Here is a 25,986-nt window from a genome sequence, read left to right on the forward strand (position 1 = left end):
ACCGACGATTCCGTCATCTGTTGCGGAACTTCTTCGCTCCCTATCTTCGGGGCCCAGTTGCTCGCAACCCCATGCGGCGACTGACAACCCATCAGGAGACAAAGTGAAAAAATCCATGCTTGCCGTGGCAGCCATTGCTGCCACCGTTCCGTTTTCCACCCACGCCCAGTCGAGCGTCACGCTGTACGGCCGCATCAATGTCGGTGTCGAGCATTTCAGCTATGGCTCCACGCCCACGCGCGCCGCGTCGCGCCTGAGCGTGCTGACCAGCGACGCATCCCTGTGGGGCGTGCGCGGCAGCGAGGACCTTGGCGGCGGCAACCGTGCCTACTTCAAGCTGGAATCGGGCTTCCAGGCGGACACGGGCGCGGTCACCGACGGCACCAAATTCTTCAGCCGCGAGTCGTACGTGGGCCTGAGCAGCCCCACGATGGGCTCGCTGCAGCTGGGCAGCCAGTGGGCGCCAGGGCTGTGGCAGTCGCTGCGTGCGGACCCGTTCCTGCGCTTCGGGCCGGGCGGCCAGCCCTATGTGCTGCAGGTGGCGCGCGGCTACACCTTGCGCTACGACAACGCGCTGCAGTACCTCTCGCCCAAGCTCGGCGATGTCTCGGCCCGCTTCTACCATGCGCTGGGCGAAGGCCAGGCCGTCGGCAAGGCCAGTGCCCTGAGCGTGGACTACGACAGCGCACCGCTGTACGTCGGGGCCTATGTGGAGCAAAGCCGCGTCGATGGGGCCACCGTGGGCCGCCCTGGAGGCCCGGTCTCCAGCCGCACCACGTCCGTGGCGGCCTCCTACGACTTCTCGGTGGTCAAGCTCCACGCGCAGGCCCAGACCAACCACGTGGCCGGACTGCCCAACGTCGATGGCTACCTGCTCGGCGTGTCGATCCCCGTCGGCGTGGGGCAGATCAAGGCCTCCTACGTGCACAAGGATGCCCGCAACGCGGACGCATCGTCCCTGGGCGTCGGCTACTGGCATTCGCTGTCCAAGCGCACCATGCTGTTCGCGAACGTGGCCCGCCTGTCGAACAAGGGTCTGGCCGCCTACCGCATGGGCCCCGCGCTGGCCGAGCAGGGTGCCCTGGGCCCCAACGGTCCGGTGGCCGGGCAGAACGCCACGGCCATCAACATCGGCATGATGCACACGTTCTGAGCCTCCATGCAAAAAGCCGCAACACGGACCGTGTTGCGGCTTTTTTCTTGTGCGCCCGCTGCCGGCAGCGGGCCTCGGGAATCAGCTGCTGCGCCCGCTCACCCGTGCCAGCAGCGCCACCAGGTCCGCGGGCAAGCCATCCCCGCGCCAGGCCACGTGCTGGTCCGGACGCACCAGCACGTGGCGCGCACCATAGAGTGCTGCCACGGAACCTTTTGGCGCGCGCACCACGGTCAGTGGCAGCTGGCAGGCCCGCGCCGCGGCCTGCACCTGCTCCGCGGCCGCATCCTCGGACCCATCGGTCACCAGCCAGGTGAAGCCGCTGCCAAAGGTGTCGTAGAGCGAGCGCCCGTCGTGCAGCCAGGCGTGGGGTGCGATGCTGCCGGGGCGCGCCGAGGGCAGGTAGTTGAGGAAGTCGGCCTCGGGCTCGGGCCCTTCCTCGCTGGCGATGATGGGCGAAGCCACATACCGGTAACCCTTGACCACGCCCAGGGTGTTGAACTCGCGCAGCTTGGCGGCCATGATGCGCGCACCAATGGCAGCCCGCGCCTGCGTGCCCGCGGCGGAGTCGTCCTCCAGCCCGTCCTGCACCAGCTGGTTGCTCAGCGTCGAGTGGTTGGCCGTGGCCTCGTCCATCACGAACTGGTGCACCGGGCGGCGCTCGGCCTCATAGCTGTCGAGCAGCCGGGGGCCTCCCCAGCCCTGCAGCACGGCAGCCAGCTTCCAGCCCAGGTCCACGCCGTCGGCAATGCCCATGTTCATGCCGTAACCACCGAAGGGCGGGTGCAGGTGGCAGGCATCGCCCGCCAGGAAGACACGGCCCTGGCGGTAGCGGTTGGCCAGCAGCTTGCTCGCCACCCACTCGTCGGAACTGAGGATCTCGTAGGGCAGGTCGATCCCCGTGGCGCGCTGGATCAGCGGTGCGGCGTCGGCCGCACGGAACTTGACGCTTTCGGACACCGCGGTGGGCATGAAGAACCAGCGGTCCCCGGTGTCCATGGGGCCGATCAGGCTGGGCACATCGGTATTGACCTGCCAGTACATGATGGCCGGGCCGTGGCGGTGGGCCTTGTCCAGGCCGGGCGCGCGAAACACCACGTTGTAGTTGCGCGAGAGCCCGTAGCTGCCCTCCATCTTCGCGCCGATGGCGTCGCGCACGGCGCTGCGTGCGCCGTCCGCGCCCACCAGGAAGTCGGCCACGATCACGGACTCGCCACCGCCGTCGAGGTCCTTGACCCGGGCGGCCACGGTGTCGCCCTGCTCGAAGCCCAGCAGCTCGCAGTTGAAGCGGATCTCCACGCCCGGCAGCGAGGCGGCATGCTCGCGCAGCACCTCCTCCACCGTGTACTGCGGGATCCACTGGGCATGCTCGGAGTACATCGGGTTCTTGCCGGGCGCGCAGTACATCGCATTCTCGAAGCGGGCCAGCTCATGGCCGGCCAGCCGCGTCACGAAGAGCACGTTGGAGGGGTAGTCCACGCCCAGCGGCGAGGCCTGGCGCAGCTTGTCGGCAATGCCCCAGCGCCGCAGGTGCTCGCGCGTGCGCACATTGGTGGTCTTGGCGCGCGGCGCATGGCCGACCCGCGCATTGCGCTCGATGACCAGGCAGGGGATGGAGCGGTGGCCCAGCTCGATGGCCAGGGCCAGTCCGGTGGGGCCTGCACCGACGATCAGAACACGCGGCGTGGTGCGGAGGGGTTGATTCATGTTGTCATCCTTGGCTTGGTTGGCGCAGCTGTCGCCGCTTTGCGAGTCGGGATCGTAGGAACCAAGCACGAGCGCCAACAGATGCCGCACGCGTGGCATTGATAGCTGGTTTCGATCACCCGGCCATCTGTGGCGCCAAGTTGATTCACGGGCGGCATCGACAGGCGCTTTTTTCCATCTCCCTCGGCGGTGTCGTCAGTCCTACGATGCGCCCACAACAAAGGAGATGGCCGTGACAGCCGAGACAACCCCGTGGATACGTTCCGCGTTCTGGACTGGCCGGGTCAGGGCCGGTGCCGAAACACGCTTCCAGAAGCACATGCAAGAGGTCCTGGTGCCGGGCCTCGCGGCCATGCCCGGTGTGCATGGCGTGTACGCGCTGTGGCCCCGCAACCTGGAAGACTCCCCGCCCGCCATCGCCTGCCAGGTGCTGGTGACCTTTGCCAGCCGCGCCGACCTGGAACGCATGCTGGCGTCCGAAGAGCGCCGCCAACTGCGCCCCCAGGTGGCCGAGGCTGTCTCCATGTTCGACGGCAGCATCAGCCACATCGAGTTCGTGGCCAGCGCCCCCCCAACCCCCTACTGAAGTCCATCCCATGAAGCTGCTACGCCATGGCCTGCCCGGCCAGGAAAAGCCCGGCGCGCTCGACGCCGCCGGCCAGGTCCGCGACCTGTCTCTTCTGGTCGCTGATTTCACCCCCGAATGGCTGTCGCCCGAGAAGCTCGGTGCGCTGGCGGCCATCGACCTCGCCCGCATGCCCCTGGTGCCCGCGGGCACGCGGCTCGGCGTGCCGGTGGCCGGCATCCGCCAGTTCGTCGCCATCGGCCTGAACTACCGCAAGCATGCGCAGGAGGCTGGCATGGAGATCCCCAAGGAGCCGGTGGTCTTCAACAAGGCTCTGACCTCGATCGCCGGGCCCAACGACGACATCACCCTGCCCCCAGGATCGGAGGCCGGCGATTGGGAAATCGAGCTGGCCTTCGTGATCGGCACGCTGGCGCGGCAGGTGCCGGTGGAGCGCGCACTCTTGCACGTGGCCGGCTACTGCCTGGCCAACGACGTGTCCGAGCGCGACTGGCAGATCAAGCGCGGCGGCCAGTGGGGCAAGGGCAAGAGCTTCGACGGCTTCGGCCCGATCGGTCCCTGGCTGGTCACCGCCGACGAACTGCCCGATCCGCAGGCCATCCCCCTGGAACTCAGGGTCAACGGCGAGCTGCGCCAGCGCAGCAACACCTCCGACATGATCTTCGGCGTGGCCGAGGTGGTCTCGCACCTGAGCCAGTTCATGACGCTGCTGCCAGGCGACGTGGTGATCACCGGCACGCCCGAAGGCGTGGGCCTGGGCATGAAGCCCAACCCCGTGTTCCTGCGCCGTGGCGACGTGATGGCGCTGTCCGCCGGTCCGCTCGGTACCCAGACACAGCGGGTGGTCTGAAACCCACGCCGCCCAGATTCAGGAGTTGTCCATGACCGATACCATCCGCCCCCGCTCGTTCGCACACGTCGTGTACCGCACCTACCGCTTCGAGCAGATGCTGCAGTGGTACGTGACCGTGTTCGGCGGCCATGTCCAGTACCAGAACCCCGTGATCGCCTTTGTCACCTACGACGACGAGCACCACCGTGTCGCACTGCTCAACCTGGGCATCCTCAAGGGCGAGTCCCAGGACCGCGTGCCGCGCGGGCAGCCCGGCGTGGACCATGTGGCCTATGGCTTCCAGAGCCTGACCGAGCTGATCGCCAAATACGCCGAACTCAAGGCCCGGGGTGTTCTGCCGTATTGGTGCATCCACCATGGCGTGACGGTCTCCATCTACTACGCCGACCCCGATGGCAACCAGATGGAATTCCAGGCCGACTGCTTCACGACCAACGACGACGCCAACGGCTTCATGAACGGCCCCCACTTCGAAACCAACCCGATCGGCGTGGAATTCGACCCCGAGGTCTACCTCGCGCGCCTGAACATGGGAACAGCAGAAGCCGACCTGCTGCCGCGCAGGGAGCACCTGCCGGTCTCTGACATCCGCGGTACCCTGATGGGCTAACCCGCGAACCATTGGCACCTCCAAGGATTCGGGCCCCTTTTTGCGGGCCCTTTTTTTCGCCAGTCGACTCTGGCCCTGGCGGCCTGGCGGCCTGGCAGCCTCGCACAGTGGTCTGAATTTATTCACAATTAGTTACAAATACCCTCTGCTCGGGGCGGCTCCACGGCCGCGTTCCGCACAACCGGATGCGTGTTTGACATCTTCCAATCACCCCCATGTCTTGAAACGGCAACAAATGCCCGTATCATTAGCACTCACTGCAACGGAGTGCTAACACCCCTTGCTGGATGAAGTTTGGCAGTGACTGGCTTTTCCAGGCGCTGCGTACCGTCGGTAATTTTTGAACCAGGAGCAATGCAATGAACCTTCGCCCCCTGCACGATCGCGTGATCGTCAAGCGTATCGAAAGCGAAACCACGACCGCCTCCGGCATCGTGATCCCCGACAACGCCGCTGAAAAGCCCGATCAAGGTGAAGTGCTGGCCGTCGGCCCCGGCAAGAAGAACGACAAGGGCGAGCTGATCGCCCTGAACGTGAAGGTCGGTGACCGCGTTCTGTTCGGCAAGTACTCGGGCCAGACCGTCAAGATCAAGGGCGACGAGCTTCTGGTCATGAAGGAAGACGACCTGTTCGCAGTGGTCGAAAAGTAAAAAGCTGCCGAGCGCGTGCCATGCATGGTTGCCTGGCACCTGCTCACCGCGCTTTTTCTTTTTCCCCAAGACAGTCGTAATTGATTCAGTTAATTTTCAGGAGCTCCAAATGGCAGCAAAAGACGTAGTTTTCGGCGGCGAAGCCCGCGCACGCATGGTTGAAGGCGTGAACATCCTGGCCAATGCGGTCAAGGTGACCCTGGGCCCCAAGGGCCGCAACGTGGTGCTGGAGCGCTCGTTCGGCGCCCCCACCGTGACCAAGGACGGTGTGTCCGTGGCCAAGGAAATCGAACTCAAGGACAAGCTGCAGAACATGGGCGCCCAGCTCGTGAAGGAAGTGGCCTCCAAGACCAGCGACAACGCTGGTGACGGCACCACCACCGCCACCGTGCTGGCCCAGGCCATCGTGCGCGAAGGCTTCAAGTACGTGGCCGCCGGTATCAACCCGATGGATCTGAAGCGCGGTATCGACAAGGCCGTGACGGCCCTGGTGATCGAGCTGAAGAAGGCTTCCAAGCCCACCACCACCTCCAAGGAAATCGCACAGGTCGGCTCGATCTCTGCCAACTCCGACGAAACCATCGGCAAGCTGATCGCTGACGCCATGGACAAGGTTGGCAAGGAAGGCGTGATCACCGTGGAAGACGGCAAGTCCCTCGACTCCGAACTGGACGTCGTGGAAGGCATGCAGTTTGACCGCGGCTACCTGTCGCCCTACTTCATCAACAACCCCGAAAAGCAATCCGCGATTCTGGACAACCCCTTCGTGCTGCTGTTCGACAAGAAGATCAGCAACATCCGCGACCTGCTGCCCACGCTGGAGCAAGTCGCCAAGGCTGGCCGTCCGCTGCTGATCATTGCCGAAGAAGTCGAAGGCGAAGCCCTGGCGACGCTGGTGGTCAACACCATCCGCGGCATCCTGAAGGTCGTAGCCGTCAAGGCTCCTGGCTTCGGCGACCGCCGCAAGGCCATGCTGGAAGACATCGCCATCCTGACGGGCGGCAAGGTCATTGCTGAAGAAGTGGGCCTGACCCTCGAGAAGGTGACCCTGGCCGACCTGGGCCAGGCCAAGCGCATCGAAGTGGGCAAGGAAAACACCATCATCATCGACGGCGCCGGCGCTGCAGGTGACATCGAAGCCCGCGTCAAGCAAGTGCGCGTGCAGATCGAGGAAGCCACGTCCGACTACGACCGCGAAAAGCTGCAGGAACGCGTGGCCAAGCTGGCCGGCGGTGTGGCCGTGATCAAGGTTGGCGCTGCCACCGAAGTCGAAATGAAGGAAAAGAAGGCCCGCGTGGAAGACGCACTGCACGCTACCCGCGCTGCCGTGGAAGAAGGCGTGGTTGCCGGTGGTGGCGTGGCCCTGCTGCGTGCCAAGCAAGCTGTGGGTGACTCGGTCAAGGGCGACAACGCCGACCAGGAAGCCGGTATCAAGCTGGTGCTGAAGGCCATCGAAGCGCCCCTGCGCGAAATCGTCAACAACGCCGGCGGCGAAGCCTCGGTGGTGGTGAACGCTGTGTTGGCCGGCAAGGGCAACTACGGCTTCAACGCTTCGAACGACACGTACGGCGACATGCTCGAACTGGGCATTCTGGACCCCACGAAGGTCACCCGCACGGCCCTGCAGAACGCTGCCTCCGTGGCATCGCTGCTGCTGACGACCGAAGCCATGGTTGCCGAAGCACCCAAGGACGAGGCCGGTGCCGGCGGCGGCATGCCCGACATGGGCGGCATGGGTGGCATGGGCGGCATGGGCATGTAATTGCCTGGCCGGGCACAGGAGCAGGCCGCCACGCGGCCCCTGTGCCCACCATGAAAAAAGCCCCGCAGGCTGCAAGGCCTGCGGGGCTTTCTCGTTGGCGCGTCAGAATCTGTAAGTCGCGCTCAGCACCACGTTGCGGCGCGTGGCCCACCAGCAGTCGCCGCGCGCGAGGCAGGTGCTCACATACTGCTTGTCGGCCAGGTTGCTGATGTTGAGCGCATAGCGCCACTGCGGCGTGTCGTACGCGAGCAGCGCATCCACGACCCCGGCCGAGGGGATGGTGGGACCGGCACCATCGCGGAAGGACGACAGCCAGCGGTACCCCGCTCCGACCGAGAAGCCCCGTACATCGCCGATCGCAAAGCGGTACACGCCCCAGGCCGCGGCCTGGTGGCGCGGCAGGCCTTCGAGTTGCGCATCCACGTCGGTGTAGTTGTAGTGGGCGATCACATCGAAGGCCGTGGCGACGCGGCTCTTGACCTCCAGCTCCAGCCCCTTGTTGCGGGTCTGCCCGGCCTGCAGCGTATTGCCGGCATTCACCGGGTCGGCGATCTTCTGGTTCTTTTCCTTGAGGTCGTACACCGCTGCCGTGAACTGGGTGCCGCTGCCTTCGGGCACGTACTTCACGCCCAGTTCGATCTGCTCGCCCTCCAGCGGCTTGAAGCGTTGGCCCTGCTTGTTGGTGCCGCTCACGGGGCTGAACGACTCGGCGTAGCTGATGTAAGGCGTCCAGCCACCTGGCAGCTGGTACATCACGCCCAGGCGCTTGGTGGTGTCGCTGGTGCGGTCGTCGGCCGATCCGGCCAGGCTGTTCACCGCGCGGTCATGGCGCAGGCCGGCCACGACGATCCAGTGGCCCCACTTCATCTGGTCCTGCAGGTAGATACCACCCTGGCGCTGCACGTTGCGCGGGCTGGCCTCGAGCGGTGCGGTCACCAGGTTGCCGTACACCGGCGCATAGGCGTCGATGGTGCTGAAGGCGCTGGCGGTCGCCTTGTCTTCGGTCTGGCGGTTCCAGTCCACGCCCAGCAGCAGCTGGTGGCGCAGCGCACCCGTGGCCAGGTTGCCCTGCAGGTGCGTATCCACCGCGGCCATGCGCGTGCGGGTAAGGGAGTCATCGTAGAAGCGGCCCAGCACGCGCTGGTTGACCGGGTCGGAACCGAAGCCGCCAAGGGCCGTGTAGAAGTCGCCCCAGTGGTACACGCCGCGGTTCTCGTTGCGTGCCAGGCGCAGGTTCTGGCGCACGGTCCAGGCGTCGTTGAAGCGGTGCTCGAACAGCCAGCCGACCGATTCGCGGTCGCTGTCGTAGTGGTCACCGGGCTCGCCGATGAAGCGCGACAGCGACAGCTGGCCGTTCGGGTTGGGCAGTAGCGTGCCCGACCAGGGGAGGAACTGCGAGGTGCTGCCCGTGCGGTCCTGCTGCCAGTGCGCCTGCAGCACCAGCGAGGTGGCGGCATTGGGACGCCAGGCCAGCGAAGGGGCGATCAGGCGGCGGTCGTCGGGCACATGGTCCACCTGGGTGTCGGCCGTGCGCGCCAGTGCCACCAGGCGGTAGGACCACTCGCCCTCCTTGGTCAGCGGGCCGGTCAGGTCGGCCTGCACCTGGCGGCGGTTCCAGCTGCCCAGCTGCACACCGACCTCGCGCTGCGCCTCCTGCAAGGGACGCTTGCTGCCCATGTTTATCACGCCGGCCACCGTGCCCGCACCGAACAGCATGCCCGAAGGACCGCGCAGCACCTCGATGCGCTCCAGCGTGTAGGCGTCGGAGCGGGTGACGCTGGTGTACCAGTTGTAGTTCTGTCGCAGGCCGTCGAGGTAGACGTCCGGGTAGCTGCCGCGCACGCGCATGCCGTCGGAGCGGCTGTCCAGGCCGTAGGCATCGCTGCGCACCCCGGCTGCGTAGAGCAGCGCATCCTGCAGGTTGGAAGCGCCCTGGTCCACCAGTTGGTCGCGCGTGACCACGGTGACGGACTGCGGTGTCTCGGACAAGGGCGTGTCCGTCTTGGTGGCCGTGGCAGCATGGCGTGCGCGGTAGCCCACCACCGGGGCCGTGGCCGACTCCTTCTCAGCGTTTGCATCCACCCGCACCTCACCCAGGGTGGGTGCCGTTCCTTGCTGCGCAACAGCCCACGATGGAAGCAGGCCAAACGCGAGCGCGATGCCCATGCAGAATGCCGTCTGCTGGTGGTGGATCTTCATGATGGTCTCAAATGGAGTTAAGAATGATTCCCATTTTAAAAACCAAAATTGGACCACAGCCACCAGGTGTCGCTCTGAGACAACAAGCGTCCGGCGGGCTCCATCCCATGCAAAAGGCCCGCAGGCGATTCGCCTGCGGGCCTTTTTTCAGCCGCGTGTGAGAGGAATGGGTCAGCGGCCCACCGGGAGAAGCTGCGCTCAGCTGGCCGGCCGCAGCGACTGCGTGGCCTGCGCCAGCTGCGTGATGCGCGCCCAATCACCCGAGCGCACTGCATCGCCGGGCGTGAGCCACGAACCGCCCACGCAGCGCACATTGGCCAGCGCCAGGTAGTTGGGCGCCGTGGCATTGGTGATGCCGCCCGTGGGGCAGAAGCTCACCTGGCCAAACGGGCTGGCCCAGGACTTGAGCAACGGGATGCCGCCCACGGCCTCTGCCGGGAACAGCTTGAGGAACTGGAAACCATCGGCCAGCGCCTGCATGATCTCGCTGGAGGTGGCCACGCCGGGCAGCAGGGGCAGGTTCAGCCCCTTGCAGGCCGAGCCCACCGCCGAGGTGTAGCCCGGGCTCACGGCGAAGCGGGCACCGGCCTCGCTCGCGCGGCGCGCATCCTCGGCATTGAGCACGGTGCCCACGCCGACCACGGCCTCGGGCAGTTGGCGCGCGATGGCCTCGATGGCGGGCAGGCCTGCAGGCGTGCGCAGCGTGACTTCGAGCACCTTCACGCCGCCGGCGAGCAAGGCCTCGGCCAGGGGAATCGCGTCTTCGACACGATCGATCACGATGACCGGAATCACCGGGCCGTAGCTGGCGATGTCCAGCGGGTTCAGGGCAGGGGTGGAGGCATTCACAGCCATGTACAGGCTCCTTGTTCAGCGCCGCCTGCATGGCGGCGAAAGTTGGCAAACAGTTCACGCCCGAAGCCAGTGGCCACGGGCGCCTTGCATTCGTCGGGGGTGCGCGCAGACCATTCGGCCTCGTCCACCAGCACGTCGAGCGTACCGGCCACGGCGTCCACGCGCACCATGTCGCCGTTGCGCACCTTGGCCAGCGGCCCGCCGCCCAGCGCCTCGGGCGTCACGTGGATGGCAGCCGGCACCTTGCCCGAGGCGCCGCTCATGCGGCCGTCGGTCACCAGCGCCACCTTGAAGCCCTGGTTCTGCAGCACGGCCAGGGGCGGCGTGAGCTTGTGCAGCTCGGGCATGCCATTGGCACGCGGGCCCTGGAAGCGCACCACGGCCACCATGTCCTGCTGCACCTCGCCCGCGCTGAAGGCCGCGAGCAGTTCCTCCTGCGAGTCGAACACGCGCGCCGGCGCCTCGATGATGTGGCGGTCCTCCGGCACGGCCGAAACCTTGATCACGGCACGGCCCAGGCGCCCCTGCAGCAGGCGCAGGCCACCCGTGGGCGAGAACGGTTGGGCCACGGGGCGCAGCACGGCCTCGTCGCCCGAGGTGGCGGGCGCGGGCTGGCCACCGGCGGCGATGCCGCCCTCGTTCACGCTCAGCACGTCGGGGTGCATGAGGCCGTTGGCCAGCAGTTCGCGCAGGATCCAGGGCGGGCCGCCCGCGGCCTGGAACTGGTTCACGTCGGCGTCTCCATTGGGGTAGACACGGGCCAGCAGCGGCACCACGGACGACAGGTCGTCGAAATCGGTCCAGTCGATCAGGATGCCGGCGCTGCGCGCGATCGCCACCCAGTGGATCAGGTGGTTGGTGGAGCCGCCCGTGGCCAACAGTGCGGCCATGGCGTTGACGATGCAGCGCTCGTCCACCACATGGCCGATGGGCGTGAAGCGCTTGCCGCGCTTGCCGATGTCGAGCACGGTGCGCATGGCCTGGCGCGTGAACTCCTCGCGCTCGCCACTGCCCGGCGGGGCGAATGCGGCATCGGGCACGTGCAGGCCCATGGCTTCCAGCAGCATCTGGTTGCTGTTGGCCGTGCCGTAGAAGGTGCAGGTGCCAGGGCTGTGGTACGCGGCCGATTCGGCCTTGAGCAATTCGTCGCGGCCGACCAGGCCCTGCGCGTAGAGCTCGCGCACCTTGGCCTTGTCCTTGTTGGGCAGGCCCGAGCCCATGGGGCCGGCGGGCACGAACACGCAGGGCAGGTGGCCATAGTGCAGCGCGCCGATCAGCAGGCCGGGCACGATCTTGTCGCACACGCCCAGCAGCAGCACGCCATCGAACACGTCATGGGACAGCGCTACCGCGGTGGCCATGGCAATATTGTCCCGGGAGAACAGCGACAGCTCCATGCCGGGCGTGCCCTGGGTCACGCCATCGCACATGGCGGGCACGCCGCCGGCCACCTGGGCCATGGCGCCGTGGCGCGCAGCCTCGTCGCGCAGCAGCGCAGGGTAGCTCTGGTAGGGCTGGTGGGCCGACAACATGTCGTTGTAGGCGGTAACGATGCCGATGTTGGGCGCCTTCTCGACCGTCACCTTGAACTTCTCGGAGCCTGGCAGCGCGGCATAGGCATGGGCCAGGTTGGCGCAGCCCATGCGGTCCTGCGGGGGCTTGCGCTGGACCATGGCGTCGACCGTGGCCAGGTAGGCGGCGCGGGTGTCCTTGCTGCGTTCGATGATGCGGGCCGTCACGCGCGCTACGACTGAATGCATGGAATGCTCCATCGGGGGTGGATTTGGGTAGTGGGGAAAAGAGACAACGGCTCCGGTCGGAGCCTCTAGAATGTAACTCGATAACCATCCCGGATCAAGCCAATGTCCCTGCAGACCCTGCCCCTGCCGCCCTCGGAACTGGGCGAATCGCCGTTCTGGCACCCCCATGAAACATCCCTTTACTGGTGTGACATCCAAGGCAAACGGGTGAATGCCTGGGATCCGGCCAGCGCACGCCTGCGCACCTGGCATATGCCCTCCGAGCCCGGCTGCTGCGCACCGGCGGGTGGTCAAAAAATAGTAATCGGGTTACGGGACGGCTTTTACCTGCTCGATACCGTGAGCGGCGCCCTCGCCTGTCTGGCCCTGCTCCCTGCCGCCGCGCACGACACCCGTGTGCTGCGCCTGAACGATGGCCGCTGCGATTCGGCGGGCCGGTTCTGGGCCGGCTCGGTGATCAGCCCCCGCACGGCGCCCGACGCGGCCCTGTGGCGGCTGGAGGCGGCGCCAGGCGGCTTTCGGGTGCAGAAGATGGCCGGCGACAACTTCACTGCCAACGGCCTGGCCTTCAGCCCGGACGACCGCTGGCTCTACTGGTCGAACACGCCCGAGCACCGCATCGACCGCTTCGGCTTCGATGCCACCACCGGCAGCATCGAGGGCCGCACGCCCTGGGCCACCTTCCCGCCCAAGGTGGCCGGCGAGCCCTATGGCGGCCGGCCCGACGGCGCGGCCGTGGACGTGCAGGGCAACTACTGGGTAGCCATGTACGAAGGCGCCTCTTTGCTGCAGCTCTCGCCCGAAGGCCAGGTGCTGCAGAGCATTGCCGTGCCCGTGCAATGCCCCACCATGGTCTGCTTTGGCGGTGAGGAACTGCGCACGCTGTACATCACCTCGGCGCGCGCCGGGCGGCCGCAGGAGGAACTGGATGCAGCCATCCCGGCTGGCTCGCTGTTCAGCCTGCCCGTCGAGGTGCCGGGCCTGCCCGTGAACTTCTTCCAGGCCAGCGCGGCACTGTAAGACCCGCGCTCAGGGTGCGCGCTGCGCACCCAGCGCCAGCAATACGTCGTAGCAGGCGCCCATGTTGTGGTAATCGACCTTGCCGGCGTTGCTCTTCTCGCGCGTGTGGTTGCGGTTGCGGCCGTCGAGGATGCGGAACCAGGCGCCATGCGCGTGGTCCACGAAGTGCTGCCAGCAGTAGGCCCATATCCGGTCGTACCAATCCCAGTAGCGCTGCTCGCCGGTGTGCACGGCCAGCACGGCGGCGGCGGCCATGCTCTCGGCCTGCACCCAGTGGTACTTGCCGTCGTCGCAGATGCTGCCGTCGGGCGCCATGCCATAGACGATACCGCCGTGCGCGGCGTCCCAGCCCTTGTCCAGCGCGGCGTCGAACAGGAAGCGCGCGCACGGCAGGTGCCAGTCCGCAGGCGCCAGCGCATCGAGCTGCAGCAGCAGCTTGGCCCATTCGGTCTGGTGGCCGATCTGGTAGCCCCAGGGGCGGAAGATGTTGGTCCGGTCGTGGCGGTTGTAGTCCCAGTCCACCGACCAGTCGGCGCGAAAATGCTCCCACACCCAGCCACCCGACAGCGCCGCCTGGCGCTGGCAGATGCCCTGCGCGAGTTGCTCGGCACGCTCGATGTAGCGCCGCTCGCCCGTGGCGCGAAAGGCCGAGATCATGGCCTCGCAGGCATGCATGTTGGCGTTCTGCCCGCGGTAGTCCGACAGCGCCCAGTCGCGCGTGGCCTCATCGGCATACAGGCCCTGGGACGGCTGCCAGAAATGCTGCTCGGCCGTCTCGAAGGCCTCGGCCAGCCACTGCCGCGCCTCGGGCACGCCGGCTTCGTGCGCACGCGCATAGGCCAGCATCACGAAGGCCATGCCGTAGCAGTGGCGCGTGGCGTCGAGCAAGGTGGCATGCCCGCCATGCCAGTCGATGAGCCAGGCGTAGCCGCCGGTGGCCGGGTCGAGGAAGGCCGCGCGCAGGAACTGCAGCGCATGCTCCATGCCCTTGCGGTAGCGTGCCTCGCCCGTGGTCTGGAACAGGATGGCATGCGTGACCACGAAGCGCGTGGCGCTCACCAGGTGGCGCGTGCGCTCGTCGTAGACGGTGCCGTCGTCCAGGAAGAAGTGGTACATGCCGCCGCCCGCATCGGTGGCCACGGGCTCGTAGAACGCCATGGTCTGGCGGATGTGCGCATGCAGGAATGCGGGCGAACGGAAATCGGGCGGCTGCGGTGCAGTCATGGGCTTGTCTCCTCGTTGGGCCGCGGTGGGCGGCCTGGACGCCTGAAGGCGCCTCGTTGTGAATGCAATGGAAGAAAAACGCTGCGCGGCAGCTCAGCCGCCGCGCAGGCGCGCCAGCAGGCCTGCCGTGGAGCCATCGAGCCCCGCCGCATCGCCCGAGGCCAGGCGCGACTCCAGGTCGCGCGCCAGCACCTTGCCCAGCTCCACGCCCCACTGGTCGAAGCTGTTGATGCCCCACAGGCTGCCGCTCACAAACACGCGGTGCTCTTGCAGCGCGATCAGCGCCCCCAGCGAGGCCGGGGTCAGCGAGTCGAGCAGCAGGAACGTGCTGGGCCGGTTGCCCGGGAAGTGGCGGTGGCCGTCTTCGGGGCTGGCCTTGCCCACCATCAGCGCCTGGGCCTGGGCCAGGGCGTTGGCGAGCAGCTTGTCCTGGTGGCCCGGCAGCGGGTGTGCGGCCTGGCGCACGGCCACGATCTCCAGCGGCAGCACGTCGGTGCCCTGGTGCAGCATCTGGAAGAAGGCGTGCTGGCCGTTGGTACCGGGCTCGCCCCAGAGCACAGGCGAGGTGGCGTACGGCAGTTCCTGCCCGTCGGCCCCCACGCGCTTGCCGTTGCTCTCCATCTCCAGCTGCTGCAGATAGGCCGGCAGCCGGCCCAGCGAGGCATGGTAGGGCGCGATGCAGCGGCTGGTGAAGCCGTGGAAGTTGCGGTACCAGACATCGAGCAGGCCCAGGCGCACCGGCAGATTGGTGGCCAGCGGCGCGGTGCGGAAATGCTCGTCCATGGCATGCGCGCCGGCCAGCAGCTCACGAAAGCCCGCCGCACCGATGGCGATGGCAATCGGCAGGCCGATGGCCGACCACAGGGAATAGCGGCCGCCCACCCAGTCCCAGAAGCCGAAGGTGGTGGTGATGCCCAGGGCGCCAGCGGCTTCCACATTGGTGGTCAGCGCCGCGAAGTGGCGCGCCACGTCGGTGCCGCCTTCTGCACCGAACCAGGCCAGCGCGGAGCGCGCATTGGCCATGGTCTCGGCCGTGGTGAAGGTCTTGGAGGCGATCAGGAACAAGGTGCTCTCGGGCTTCACGCCCTGCAGCACGCCGTGCAGCTCGTGGCCGTCCACATTGGAGACGAAGTGCAGGCGCTTGCCGGCCGCGCGGAACGCATCGAGCGCGAGCACTGCCATGTGCGGTCCCAGGTCCGAGCCGCCGATGCCGATGTTCACCACGTCGGTGATCGCTCGGTCGTTGCGCACCTGCTCGGCGTACTGCAGCATGGCTTCGAGCGTGTCGTGCACCTCGGCCAGCTTCTGTGCGATGTCGGCGCCGTCACCGGGAAGTGCCAGGCCCTGGGGGCGGCGCAGCAGCGCGTGCAACACCGCGCGGCCCTCGGTGTGGTTGATGGCTTCGCCAGCGAACATGGCGTCACGCTGGGTGGCGAGCCCGCAGGCCTCGGCCAGAGCGAGCAACAAAGCCTCGGTCGGCCGGTCCCACAGGTTCTTGGACAGGTCGGCAAAGATGTGCGGCGCCTGCTGGCTGAAGTGGCCGAAGCGCTCGCCATCCTGCGCGAACGCCTGCCGCAGATCCAGGTGGCGTCCCTCGGTGTCGAACAAGGCCTGCAAGGCGGGCCACGGCGGGGTCTGGTCGCAACGGAGGGACATGGAAAGGCTACCTGGGGCGAAAGAATGAAAACGGCGAGATAGTAACTTGATTACCAAAACTGTCTGGTATTTTTTTGTTGCAGACACAGCTTGGAACGCCAGTTGCTCTGCAGTCCTACACAAAACGATGTAACGTGATTACAATTTCGAGCCACACGCGATCACACAAATGCACTGACACGGAGACCCCATGAGTTTTGACCTTGTCCTGTTTGGCGGCACCGGCGACCTGGCCTGGCGCAAGCTCATGCCGGCGCTGTTCCAGGCGTTCCGCCACGGAACGCTACCCGAAGGGGGCCGCATCATCGCGGTGGCCCGCGACGAGCTCAGCCATGAACAATACCGCAGCCTGATCCAGTCACGCTTCGATGGTGTGGATCTGGCCAAGCGGCCGACCCCCGACGAGTTCGCACGCTTCGGCGCCCTGCTGCACTACCTGCGCATGGACCTGTCGCAAACCCAGGACTATGCCCGCCTGGCCGAGATGTTGCACGAGCGCAATGCCGAGTCGGTGGTGATGTACGTGGCCACGGCCCCGAGCCTGTTCACCAATGTCTGCGAGCAGATCGCCGCCGTGGGCCTGAACGGCCCCACCACCCGCGTGGTGCTCGAAAAGCCCCTGGGCCACGACCTGCGCTCCAACCAGGCCATCAACGACACGCTGCGCCGCGTGCTCAAGGAGGAACAGGTCTTTCGCATCGACCACTACCTGGGCAAGCCCTCGGTGCAGAACCTGTTCGCCATGCGCTTTGGCAACGCCCTGTTCGAGCCGCTGTGGCGGCGCGAGACCATCGCCAACATCCAGATCACCATTGCCGAGGAGCTGGGCGTGGAAACGCGCGGCGCCTTCTACGACCAGACCGGCGCCCTGCGCGACATGGTGCAGAACCACGCCCTGCAACTGCTGTGCGCGATCGGCATGGAGCCGCCCATCAACGCCAGCGCCAACGCCATCCGCGACGAAAAGCTCAAGGTGCTGCAGTCGCTCAAGCCCTGGAGCCCTGAGACCATCGGCCAGCACGTGATCCGCGGCCAGTATGTGGCAGGCAAGACGCATGGCGCCAGCGTGCCGGGCTACCTGCAGGAAAAAGGCGTGGCCGCAGCCAGCACCACCGAGACCTTCGTCGCGCTGCGCACCGAGATCTCCAACTGGCGCTGGGCCGGCGTGCCCTTCTACATCCGCACCGGCAAGCGGCTGGCGGGGCGCGACGCGCACATCGTCGTCAACTTCCGGCCCGTGCCGCACCCGATCTTCCGCACCTCGGCCGGCGCCGCCAACCGCCTGGTGATCAACCTGCAGCCCAAGGACGGGCTGGAACTGCACCTGATGGCCCAGGGCGCCGCCCAGCACCAGACCGAGCCGGCCCTGTCGCAGGTGTACCTGAACCTTGACTTCGACCAGCGCTTCGGCACCGAGCGCGTGGGTGCGTATGAGCGCCTGCTACTCGACGTGATCGCCGGCCGCCTGAACCTCTTCGTGCGCAGCGACGAGCAAGAGGAGGCCTGGCGCTGGGTGGAACCCATCCTGCAGCACTGGCGCAATGACGCGCTGGGCCCACGGCCCTACACCGCTGGCAGCTGGGGCCCCAGCGCCGCCAGCGCCATGATCGCGCGCGACGGCTACTGCTGGAGTGAAGAGGTGTAAGGTCCAGCACGCGCCATTGCAGGCACCAACAAAAGAAGGGCTCCCAATGGGAGCCCTTTTCAATTGCCCGTTTCAGGGCAAGGGTGGGGAAACACTTCCACATGGTGGCGGCACCCACGACCGTGAAATGCCACCACCATGGGAAGGCCCGCAACTGGCGAGCCTTGGAAGGCTATCTATTACAGGGCGCTGATTTCGCCCGAAGGGATCTGGCCCAGGCGCACGGCTTCGGCGGCTGCTGCACGCACGGCAGCGCGGTCGGCCGTGGACTTGTAGGTCACGACGCGCGAGCCAGCGGGCTCGATGCTGCGGGTCTGTGCCACGGTAGCGGCTTCTGCCGCCACTTCAGCGCGGGTGCGGTTCGTCTCGAACTTCAGGGCGAACTGCGAGCTGTCGGCTTCGTCAGCGTGGGCACCGAAAGCGGAGAAAGCAGCCACAGCGGCGATGGACAGGAAACGTGCGGTCTTGTTCATGGTGATCTCGATTCTTTACTTTGTTTATTGATTGGGCAGAGGGTCAGTCCAGTCCGGGGCGCTGATTACAGAGCGCCGATTTCGCCAAAAGAGATCTGGCCGGTGCGAACAGCGTCAGCAGCCTGGGCACGCACGGCAGCGCGGTCAGCGGTGGACTTGTAGGTCACCACACGCGAACCAGCGGGCTCGATGCTGCGGGTCTGGGCCACGGTGGCGGCTTCGGCGGCCACTTCGGCGCGGGTGCGGTTGGTTTCGAACTTGGTGGCGAATTGCGAAGCATCGGCTTCGTCGGCGTAAGCACCGAAGGAAGCGAAAGCGGCAACAGCGGCGATGGAGAGGAAGCGTGCGGTCGTGTTCATGATGAAAATCCTTAAAGTGAAAAAGCGTCTCAAAAAAACCGGGACAAAAACAACTTCGAACCGGGTTCGGTGAGTCGCCTTGCGGGTTCGGCTCATCGATGGGTTGAACTGTACGCCTCACGTGTTCAGAGAAAAACTACCCAGTCGCAAACTGTCTGTTCCAGTTTTGAGAACAATGCGCACAAGAAAAATGCCGCGCAGGACACCCTGGGCGGCATGGCGCTGGACGTAGGAAAGCGGCTATGCCGGCGCTGGCCCCACGAGTTCGATGGGCAGCCCGTCCGGGTCGGCGATGAAGGTGAAAGGACAGCCCGTGAAGGGATCCATGCGCACCGGTTCGGCCGCAACGCCGTGGGCCGCGAGGGCTTGCAGGCTTGCAGGCAGATCGGCCACGCGCAGCGCCAGATGGCGCAGGCCGCAGGCCTCGGGGTAGGAGGGCCGCGGCGGCGCCTCGGGAAAGGAGAAGAGCTCGATCTGTGTGCCATCGGGCAGCGCGAGGTCGAGCTTGTACGACTGGCGCTCGGCGCGGTAGGTCTCGTTCACCACGGCAAGGCCCAGCACCTCGGTGTAGAAACGCTTGGAGCGCGCGTAGTCCGACCCGATGAGGGCCACATGGTGCACGCCCGCAAGCGGCAAGGATGGCGCACCGGCCATGTTCAACCGCCCGCGATGTCGAGCGCGCGCGAGGCGCCATAGAGCGCCGGGGTGGCGCTCGGATCGATGATCCAGCAGGGAATGGAAGCGAGGTAGGGCGCAAAACGCCCCTTGCCCTCGAAGCGCTGGCGAAAGGACGACTGGTCGAACCACTCGCCCAGGCGCGGCACCATGCCGCCGCCGATGTACACCCCGCCGCGCGCGCCCAGCGTGAGCGCAAGGTTGCCCGCCACATTGCCCAGGAAGCCGCAGAACAGGTCCAGCGCCTGCAGCGCCAGCGGGTCCTTGGCCTGCAGCGCGGCCTCGGTCACCTGGGCGGCCGAGTTCACCTCGGTGCCACCCGCCCGGGCCACGGTGCGCACCGCGTGGTACAGGTCCACCAGGCCCGAGCCCGAGACGGCGCGCTCGGCCGACACATGGCCATAGCGCTGCTGCAGAACCTGCAACACGTCGAATTCATGCTGGGTCTGCGCGGCCAGCGTGACGTGGCCGCCCTCGCCCGACAGCGGCACGCCGGCCGGCGAGTGGGGCGGGAACACCAGGCCCGAGACACCGAGGCCGGTGCCGGCCCCCACGAGGCCGATGGCCTCACCCGGCACGGCCTGGCCGCCGCCCACCTGGCGCAGCAGGTCGGGCGTGAGCAGGGGCAGCGCCAGGGCCAGGGCGGTGAAGTCGTTGATGACCACCAGCCGCGCAAAGCCGAAGGCCTCGCGCACCGCCTTCTGCGAAAAGCTCCAGCTGTGGTTGGTCATGCGGATGGCATCGCCCGTGACCGGGTTGGCGATGCCGAAGGCTGCCTCCTGCGGCGCAGCAATGCCCACCTCGGCCAGGTAGGTGCGGATGGCATCGTCCACCGTGGGGTACTGGGCGCACTGCAGCACGCGCGTGTCGTGCAGGGTGTCGTCGCCGGGGTTCTGCCAGGCCAGGCGGATGTTGGTGCCGCCGATGTCGGCGAGAAGGCGTGTTGCGGGCATGGGCATGGGAGGCAATGCATCCACTGGAACACAGCAGACGCGTCACCCCAAAAAAGAGTGGCGGATGGACGGCAGGACCGGTGCAAGACCTGTTTTTACCCCAGAACACCGCAAGCGGGCGGGTCAAAGTCCCCATGTACCAAGGCCGAAGGGAGGGCACTGCGAGCGCAGGCCCTGTCCTTTGGCCTGGCCGTCACGCGATGCGCTGTTCCGTACCGGTGTCGAACCAGTGGGCATGCGCCGGGGCCACAGCCAGGCCCACGCGGTCGCCGGGCTTCACGCGGGTCTGGGCATCGGTGCGCAGCGTCATGCTGCCGGCGGCGGTGTCCACCATCACATAGGTGTCCGGGCCAGTGGGCTCGACCACGCTGACCTCGCCGCGCCAGGGCGAGGTGTCCTGCAGCACCAGGTGCTCGGGGCGCACACCCAGCATCACCTCGGGCGCGGCCTGCGGCGCGGCCAGGTCCAGCGACACACCCTGCACCGCGAACTGCCCCGCCGCCTGCGTGCCGCGCAGCAGATTCATGGTGGGCGAGCCGATGAAGGTCGCCACATAGGTGTTGGCCGGGTGGTTGTAGATCTCGTCGGGTGTGCCCAGTTGCTGCACCACGCCGCCCTTCATCACGGCGATGCGCGAGCCCAGGGTCATGGCCTCGACCTGGTCGTGCGTCACATACACGCTGGTGATGCCGCTGGCCTGGTGCAGGCGCTTGATCTCGGCACGCATCTCCACGCGCAGCTTGGCGTCCAGGTTGGACAGGGGCTCGTCGAACAGGAACAGCTGCGGCTGGCGCGCCAGGGCCCGGCCCATGGCCACGCGCTGGCGCTGGCCGCCCGACAGCTGGCTGGGCCGGCGGTCCAGCAGGTGGCTGATCTGCAGCATGGCAGCCACTTCGTCGATGCGCTTTTGCCGCTCGGGCTTGGGCATCTTGCGCATTTCCAGCGCAAAGCCGATGTTGTCTGCCACGCTGAGCGTGGGGTACAGCGCATAGCTCTGGAACACCATGGCGATGTCGCGGTCGCGCGGAGGCATGCCCACCACGTTCTTGCCGGCGATGCGGATCTCGCCCTCGGTCGGTTCGTCGAGCCCCGCGATGATGTTGAGCAGCGTGGACTTGCCACAGCCCGAGGGGCCCACCAGGATCAGGAACTCGCCCGGAGCGACCTGGATGTCGATCTTGCGCAGCACCTCGACACTCTTGTCGCCCTTGCCGAAACGCTTGTTGATGCCCGCGATATCCAATGAAGACGCCATGATTGCTTAACCTCTTTAACCCTTGACCGCACCGGCCGTCAGCCCGCGCACGAAAAATTTGCCCGCCAGCACATAGATCACCATGGTCGGCAGGCCGGCGATGATGGCGGCCGCCATGTCCACGTTGTAGGCCTTGACGCTGGAACTGGTGTTGGCCAGGTTGTTCAGGCCCACCGTCACCGGCTTGGAGTCGGTGCCCGAGAACACCACGCCGAACAGGAAATCGTTCCAGATGTTGGTGAACTGCCAGATCAGCGTGACCATGATGATGGGCGTGGACAGCGGCAGCACGATGCGCCAGAAGATCTGGAAGAAGCTCGCGCCGTCCATGCGCGCGGCGTTCACCAGCTCCTTCGGTATCGCTGCGTAGTAGTTGCGAAAGAACAGCGTGGTGCCGGCCAGGCCCGCCAGGCAGTGCACCAGCACCAGGCCCGTGATCGAGCTCGACAGCCCGAGCCAGCCGAGCACCTGGCTCATGGGCAGCAGCACCACCTGGAAGGGCATGAACACGCCGAACAGCAGCATGCCGAACAGCGCGTCGCTGCCGCGGAACTTCCACAGGCTGAGCACGTAGCCGTTGAGCGCACCCCACACCGTGGAGACCAGCACGGCCGGCACGGCCATGGCCACCGAGTTCCAAAAGAAGGGGCGCAGGCCGTTGCAGTCCACACCCGTGCAGGCGCTGGACCAGGCGGTGCTCCAGGAAGACAGGTTCAGCGAGGCGGGCAGGGCCAGCAGCGCGCTGCTGCGGATCTCCTCGGCATCCTTGAACGAGGTGACCAGCATCGCGTACAGCGGCAGCAAAAAGAAGGCGGTGGCCAGGGCCAGCACCGCATAGACCAGCAGGCGGCCCACGGAAGGAAACAAGGAAGGCTTAGCGGTCATGGGGTTTGCTGCGCAATTCGCTGTACAGGTAGGGAATGACCAGGGCGGCCACGGTGGCCAGCATCATGGTGGCGCTGGCCGCGCCCAGGCCGATCTGGCCGCGCGAGAACGACATGGTGTACATGAACGTTGCGGGCACGTCGGTGGCATAGCCGGGCCCGCCGGCCGTGAGCGCCATCACCAGGTCGAAGCTCTTGATCGCCAGGTGCGACAGCACCATCAGCGTGGAAAAGAACACGGGGCGCAACGCCGGCAGCACGATGCGCCAGTAGATGCGTGGCAGCGAGGCACCGTCGACCTGGGCGGCCTTGATGATGCTGTCGTCGATGCCGCGCAGGCCGGCGAGGAACAGCGCCATCGCAAAGCCCGCGCTCTGCCAGATGCCGGCGATCACCACGCAGTAGATGGCCATCTCGGTGTCCACCAGCCAGCCGAACTCGAAATTGGGAAAGCCCCAGTCGCGCACCATCTTCTCGATGCCCAGGCCCGGGTTGAGCAGCCACTTCCAGGCCGTGCCGGTGACCACGAACGACAGCGCCATGGGGTACAGGTAAATCGTGCGCAGCGCGCCTTCGGCGCGGATCTTCTGGTCCAGCAGCACGGCCAGCGCCACACCGATGGCCAGCGAGCCGCCCACGTAGCCCACGCCGAAGATGCCCAGGTTCTTGAGGGCCACCCACCAGCGGTCCATCTCCCACAGGCGTTCGTACTGCGCCAAGCCCACCCATTCGTAGTTGGGCAGCATGCGCGATGCGGAAAGGCTCAGCACGCCGTTCCACACCATCAGGCCGTAAATGAAGGCAAAACCCAGCACGAAGGCTGGCGCGACGACCAGCTTGGGCAGCCAGGATTCAAAGGAGTTCTTGGTCGTCATTGCAAAAGAAGCATCGGGTGCATACGCAGGCTGGGACATGGGCGACGGCCACGCCGTCCATCATCACGTCAACAGGAAAAACAACAAGGAAAAAAGGGGGCACACAGGGAGTGCCCCCCAAGAACAAAGTCACCTCTGACTTAACTCGCTCTCACACTCACTCCCTCTTACCACCAGATCTCGTACTGCACACCCACCAGCGTGCGCGAGGTCTTGCCGTTGGCACCGAAGGTCGCGGCATTCGCAACCGCCGCCGCCTGGTTCCAGTTGGCCTTGGTCACGTACAGGCGCAGCTCGGGGCGCGACCAGAAGTCTTCGTTCATGGCCAGGGCGCCGGCCAGCGTCACCTTGCTCAGGCGCTGGTCAGGACCCGTGCCCTTGCGTGTGGTGGTCGACACTTCGGCCAGGGCCTTGAAGTTCTTCGAGAGGGCGTACGAACCGCGTCCACCCAGCGAGAAGTCCTTGGTCTCCACATTCGTCAGGTCGGTCTTGTTGGTCTGGTAGCCAATCAGGGCCTGCCCGCCGAAGGGACCGCTTTGCCAGTTGATGGAGTCGGCGATGCGCGTGGAGCGGCGGCCAGGACGGGTGCCGTCGATGGCTTCGAACTCACCGTCGATGCGGGCATGGCCGCGCGAGCCCTGCAGGTACAGGGTGTTGCTCACGCCGGACAGCAGGAAGTCCTTCTGGGTGTGCATCAGCGAGATGCCCGAACCCGAGCCGCCGTTGACCTGGTTCTTGCCGCCCACCGCGGTCAGCAGCACACGCAGCTTGCCGTTGGGGTTGGTGTTGATCTCGGACAGGTCGACGTTCAGGCGGTGTGCCTTGACGTCGTTGGGCAGGTTGCCGTCGAACTTGTCGCCCGAGAACACGCCCACGCCGAGCTTCATGCCGCCGATCGGCACGTCGGTCACGCCGGCACCGACGTTGTCGCCGTAGTTCAGCAGGAAGTAGTCGACGATGTGCACGTCCTGGATACGCAGGCGGCGCTGGCCGACCCAGAACTTGGCTTCGGGCGAGAACGACAGGCCGCTCATTTCCACATAGGCCTGCTCGGTGCTGATGTCACCACTGCCCCACTTGGCGGGCATGTAGTTCACCTTCCACTTGACGCCACCGGCCTCGAAGCTGCGGGCGAAGTTGACTTCGATGCCGTTGTCGCCTTCGTTGCCCAGGCGGTACTTCTGCAGCTCGCCGCCGAGCGACAGGTTGCCCTTGACGCCGTCGGAGTGGTTGAACACCGGGCCACCCCGCGAGTAACCGTTGAACTCGAAGCCGGCAACATCCATTGCCATAGCGCTACTCATCGCGCATGCGGCGGCCAAAGCCACCGCCGTGAGGCGGTTTCTTTTCATCATGATGGGATCCCTCAGTGTTGGTCTACTTGGTCTTCGCGGCGGTCGCGATCTTCTTCATGGCGTCGGCGACGCTCACCTTGTCGTCATTCCAGAACTGGCTGACGGCGTCCTTGATGGCACCTTCCGTGGCGGGTGCGATGGCCATGCCGTGGGCCACGCTGGGCAGCAGGCTGGCGCTCTTGGCGGTGTCGACGAAGTCCTTGGCGGAGGCCTTGGCACAGTCGTCGAACTTGTCCATCTTCTGGCCGGCGCGCACCGGGATGGAGCCCTTGTTCAGGTTGAACACTTCCTGGAACTCGGGGCTCATGATGGAGCTGGCCAGGTCGCTCTGCGCCTTTTGGGCAGCTGCGTCCTTGAGCTTGAACAGGATGAACGAGTCCACGTTGAAGGTGTAGGACGTGGTCGTGCCCGGCGCTGCGGCGCACAGGAAGTCCTTGCCCGGCGCCTTGTTGGCGGCCAGGAACTCGCCCTTGGCCCAGTCACCCATGAGCTGGAAGCCCGCCTTGCCCTGGATCAGCATGGCCGTGGCCAGGTTCCAATCACGGCCCGGTGCGCCGGAGTCGGTATAGGACTTGATGCGGCGGAAGGTCTCGAGCGACTTCTTCATGGTGTCGCTGTTGAGGGCCTTGTCGTCGAGCTTGACCAGGGCATCCTGGTAGAACTTGGGGCCGCCGACGCCGAGCACCACCGATTCGAAGGTGGTGAAGTCCTGCCAGTTCTGGCCGCCGTGGGCCACGGGCACCAGGCCTGCGGCCTTGAGCTTGTCGGCTGCGGCGAAGAACTCGTCCCAGGTCTTGGGCATGGCGGTCACGCCGGCCTTCTTCAGGGCCTCGGAGCTGCCCCACATCCAGTTGACGCGGTGCACGTTGACGGGGGCGGCCACGTAGGCGCCCTTGTACTTCATGATGTCGGCGACCACCTTGGGCAGCAGCTCGTCCCACTTCTCGGCCTTGGCCAGTGCATCCATGTTGGCCAGCACGCCTTCGGAGGCCCACTCCTGGATGGCCGGGCCCTTGGTCTGGGCGGCCGATGGCGGGTTGCCCGAGATCACGCGGCTCTTGAGCACGGTCATGGCGCTGTCGCCACCACCGCCGGCCACGGCGAAGTCACGCCAGGTATGGCCCTTGCCCTGCATGATCTTCTTGAGCTCGGCCACCGACTTGGCTTCTCCGCCCGAAGTCCAGTAGTGCAGAACCTCCACTTCCCCTGCACCGGCGGTCGCCGATGCCGCCAGAACCGCCGCGACGGCGGCGACTTTTGTCAACTTCCACATACCCATGTCTCCTCGTTTGTGTGAGTCCGTTTGTGCGCCGGCTGACCCATGCCGGTCAGCGCAGTCGGTACTTTAATTACAATAATTAATGAACATATCAGGGCTTTCCCGGGGTGTGCGTTACACGCCAATGGAATTCCACTGTTATCGAATTACGACGCCGCCTGCGCCTCGGTGCTTTCCCTGCTGTGAACACTCCCCCGC

General features: G+C 66.3%; 23 protein-coding genes. 8 read left to right on the top strand and 15 right to left on the bottom strand.

Annotation, left to right across the window (positions count from 1 at the left end; all coding sequences use genetic code 11):
- The first annotated feature begins 115 nt into the window (after window positions 1-115).
- Window positions 116-1,153 carry a porin gene (locus AC07PA_RS06555; RefSeq protein ID WP_494608648.1) on the top strand — a complete coding sequence of 346 codons (1,038 nt, stop codon included), beginning with the start codon at window positions 116-118 and terminating at the stop codon, window positions 1,151-1,153.
- A gap of 81 nt (window positions 1,154-1,234) precedes the next feature.
- Here the strand turns inward: AC07PA_RS06555 and AC07PA_RS06560 are convergent, their stop codons facing one another.
- Window positions 1,235-2,860 carry an FAD-dependent monooxygenase gene (locus tag AC07PA_RS06560; RefSeq protein WP_035203289.1) on the bottom strand — a complete coding sequence of 542 codons (1,626 nt, stop codon included), beginning with the start codon at window positions 2,858-2,860 and terminating at the stop codon, window positions 1,235-1,237.
- 319 nt (window positions 2,861-3,179) lie between these two features.
- Here AC07PA_RS06560 and AC07PA_RS06565 point away from each other — a divergent pair, with 319 nt between their 5' ends.
- From AC07PA_RS06565 to groL, 5 genes are all read left to right on the top strand, one after another.
- Window positions 3,180-3,446: a hypothetical protein gene (locus tag AC07PA_RS06565; RefSeq protein ID WP_494608647.1), complete on the top strand. Its 267-nt coding sequence runs from the start codon at window positions 3,180-3,182 to the stop codon at window positions 3,444-3,446.
- A gap of 10 nt (window positions 3,447-3,456) precedes the next feature.
- Complete coding sequence (locus tag AC07PA_RS06570; protein WP_007854028.1) at window positions 3,457-4,296, top strand: fumarylacetoacetate hydrolase family protein; 840 nt, start codon at window positions 3,457-3,459, stop codon at window positions 4,294-4,296.
- A gap of 31 nt (window positions 4,297-4,327) precedes the next feature.
- On the top strand, window positions 4,328-4,909 hold the full coding sequence (locus AC07PA_RS06575) for a VOC family protein (protein ID WP_007854026.1): 582 nt from the start codon (window positions 4,328-4,330) through the stop codon (window positions 4,907-4,909).
- 359 nt (window positions 4,910-5,268) lie between these two features.
- Window positions 5,269-5,559, top strand: a complete 291-nt coding sequence (locus AC07PA_RS06580; protein ID WP_007854024.1) for a co-chaperone GroES — start codon at window positions 5,269-5,271, stop codon at window positions 5,557-5,559.
- 109 nt (window positions 5,560-5,668) lie between these two features.
- Window positions 5,669-7,321 carry a chaperonin GroEL gene (gene groL / locus AC07PA_RS06585; RefSeq protein ID WP_007854022.1) on the top strand — a complete coding sequence of 551 codons (1,653 nt, stop codon included), beginning with the start codon at window positions 5,669-5,671 and terminating at the stop codon, window positions 7,319-7,321.
- 102 nt (window positions 7,322-7,423) lie between these two features.
- Here groL and AC07PA_RS06590 read toward each other — a convergent pair whose 3' ends face one another.
- The 3 genes from AC07PA_RS06590 to edd form a co-directional block, all read right to left on the bottom strand.
- Window positions 7,424-9,520: a TonB-dependent siderophore receptor gene (locus tag AC07PA_RS06590; protein WP_494608646.1), complete on the bottom strand. Its 2,097-nt coding sequence runs from the start codon at window positions 9,518-9,520 to the stop codon at window positions 7,424-7,426.
- A 198-nt stretch (window positions 9,521-9,718) separates the two neighbouring features.
- The gene (gene eda, locus AC07PA_RS06595) at window positions 9,719-10,375 is read right to left on the bottom strand and encodes a bifunctional 4-hydroxy-2-oxoglutarate aldolase/2-dehydro-3-deoxy-phosphogluconate aldolase (RefSeq protein WP_494608645.1); all 657 of its coding nucleotides are present in this window, start codon (window positions 10,373-10,375) and stop codon (window positions 9,719-9,721) included.
- Window positions 10,366-12,135 (bottom strand): phosphogluconate dehydratase, encoded by a 1,770-nt coding sequence (gene edd / locus AC07PA_RS06600; protein ID WP_494608644.1) that lies wholly within the window; start codon window positions 12,133-12,135, stop codon window positions 10,366-10,368. The genes eda and edd overlap by 10 nt, the downstream gene beginning before the upstream one ends.
- 102 nt (window positions 12,136-12,237) lie before the next feature.
- Between edd and AC07PA_RS06605 the strand changes: the two genes are divergently transcribed.
- Window positions 12,238-13,155 carry an SMP-30/gluconolactonase/LRE family protein gene (locus AC07PA_RS06605; RefSeq protein WP_494608643.1) on the top strand — a complete coding sequence of 306 codons (918 nt, stop codon included), beginning with the start codon at window positions 12,238-12,240 and terminating at the stop codon, window positions 13,153-13,155.
- A 9-nt stretch (window positions 13,156-13,164) separates the two neighbouring features.
- Here the strand turns inward: AC07PA_RS06605 and AC07PA_RS06610 are convergent, their stop codons facing one another.
- Together AC07PA_RS06610 and pgi are read right to left on the bottom strand one after the other, a co-directional pair.
- Window positions 13,165-14,379 (bottom strand): AGE family epimerase/isomerase, encoded by a 1,215-nt coding sequence (locus tag AC07PA_RS06610; RefSeq protein ID WP_145694578.1) that lies wholly within the window; start codon window positions 14,377-14,379, stop codon window positions 13,165-13,167.
- Window positions 14,380-14,472: 93 nt separating this feature from the next.
- On the bottom strand, window positions 14,473-16,035 hold the full coding sequence (pgi, locus tag AC07PA_RS06615; protein WP_494608642.1) for a glucose-6-phosphate isomerase: 1,563 nt from the start codon (window positions 16,033-16,035) through the stop codon (window positions 14,473-14,475).
- A gap of 190 nt (window positions 16,036-16,225) precedes the next feature.
- Here pgi and zwf point away from each other — a divergent pair, with 190 nt between their 5' ends.
- Complete coding sequence (gene zwf / locus AC07PA_RS06620; RefSeq protein ID WP_007854008.1) at window positions 16,226-17,680, top strand: glucose-6-phosphate dehydrogenase; 1,455 nt, start codon at window positions 16,226-16,228, stop codon at window positions 17,678-17,680.
- A 179-nt stretch (window positions 17,681-17,859) separates the two neighbouring features.
- Here zwf and AC07PA_RS06625 read toward each other — a convergent pair whose 3' ends face one another.
- The 9 genes from AC07PA_RS06625 to AC07PA_RS06665 all read right to left on the bottom strand — a co-directional run bounded on the left by AC07PA_RS06625 (window position 17,860) and on the right by AC07PA_RS06665 (window position 25,782).
- Window positions 17,860-18,153, bottom strand: coding sequence for a DUF4148 domain-containing protein (locus AC07PA_RS06625; protein WP_494608641.1), 294 nt, complete (start codon window positions 18,151-18,153; stop codon window positions 17,860-17,862).
- Between the two features lie 65 nt (window positions 18,154-18,218).
- Window positions 18,219-18,512: a DUF4148 domain-containing protein gene (locus tag AC07PA_RS06630; protein WP_108016751.1), complete on the bottom strand. Its 294-nt coding sequence runs from the start codon at window positions 18,510-18,512 to the stop codon at window positions 18,219-18,221.
- 240 nt (window positions 18,513-18,752) lie between these two features.
- Window positions 18,753-19,166, bottom strand: a complete 414-nt coding sequence (gene gloA2, locus AC07PA_RS06635) for an SMU1112c/YaeR family gloxylase I-like metalloprotein (RefSeq protein WP_494608640.1) — start codon at window positions 19,164-19,166, stop codon at window positions 18,753-18,755.
- A 2-nt stretch (window positions 19,167-19,168) separates the two neighbouring features.
- Window positions 19,169-20,140 carry a glucokinase gene (gene glk, locus AC07PA_RS06640; RefSeq protein ID WP_494608663.1) on the bottom strand — a complete coding sequence of 324 codons (972 nt, stop codon included), beginning with the start codon at window positions 20,138-20,140 and terminating at the stop codon, window positions 19,169-19,171.
- Between the two features lie 193 nt (window positions 20,141-20,333).
- Window positions 20,334-21,395 carry an ABC transporter ATP-binding protein gene (locus tag AC07PA_RS06645; RefSeq protein WP_145694581.1) on the bottom strand — a complete coding sequence of 354 codons (1,062 nt, stop codon included), beginning with the start codon at window positions 21,393-21,395 and terminating at the stop codon, window positions 20,334-20,336.
- 15 nt (window positions 21,396-21,410) lie between these two features.
- On the bottom strand, window positions 21,411-22,280 hold the full coding sequence (locus tag AC07PA_RS06650; protein WP_007857801.1) for a carbohydrate ABC transporter permease: 870 nt from the start codon (window positions 22,278-22,280) through the stop codon (window positions 21,411-21,413).
- On the bottom strand, window positions 22,270-23,154 hold the full coding sequence (locus AC07PA_RS06655) for a carbohydrate ABC transporter permease (RefSeq protein WP_007857799.1): 885 nt from the start codon (window positions 23,152-23,154) through the stop codon (window positions 22,270-22,272). Before AC07PA_RS06655 ends, AC07PA_RS06650 begins: the two co-directional genes overlap by 11 nt.
- 167 nt (window positions 23,155-23,321) lie before the next feature.
- On the bottom strand, window positions 23,322-24,446 hold the full coding sequence (locus tag AC07PA_RS06660) for a carbohydrate porin (RefSeq protein ID WP_238541887.1): 1,125 nt from the start codon (window positions 24,444-24,446) through the stop codon (window positions 23,322-23,324).
- A gap of 85 nt (window positions 24,447-24,531) precedes the next feature.
- The gene (locus AC07PA_RS06665) at window positions 24,532-25,782 is read right to left on the bottom strand and encodes an ABC transporter substrate-binding protein (protein ID WP_007857797.1); all 1,251 of its coding nucleotides are present in this window, start codon (window positions 25,780-25,782) and stop codon (window positions 24,532-24,534) included.
- Window positions 25,783-25,986 lie beyond the last annotated feature (204 nt).

This window comes from Acidovorax sp. GW821-FHT09B03 (assembly GCF_059418305.1).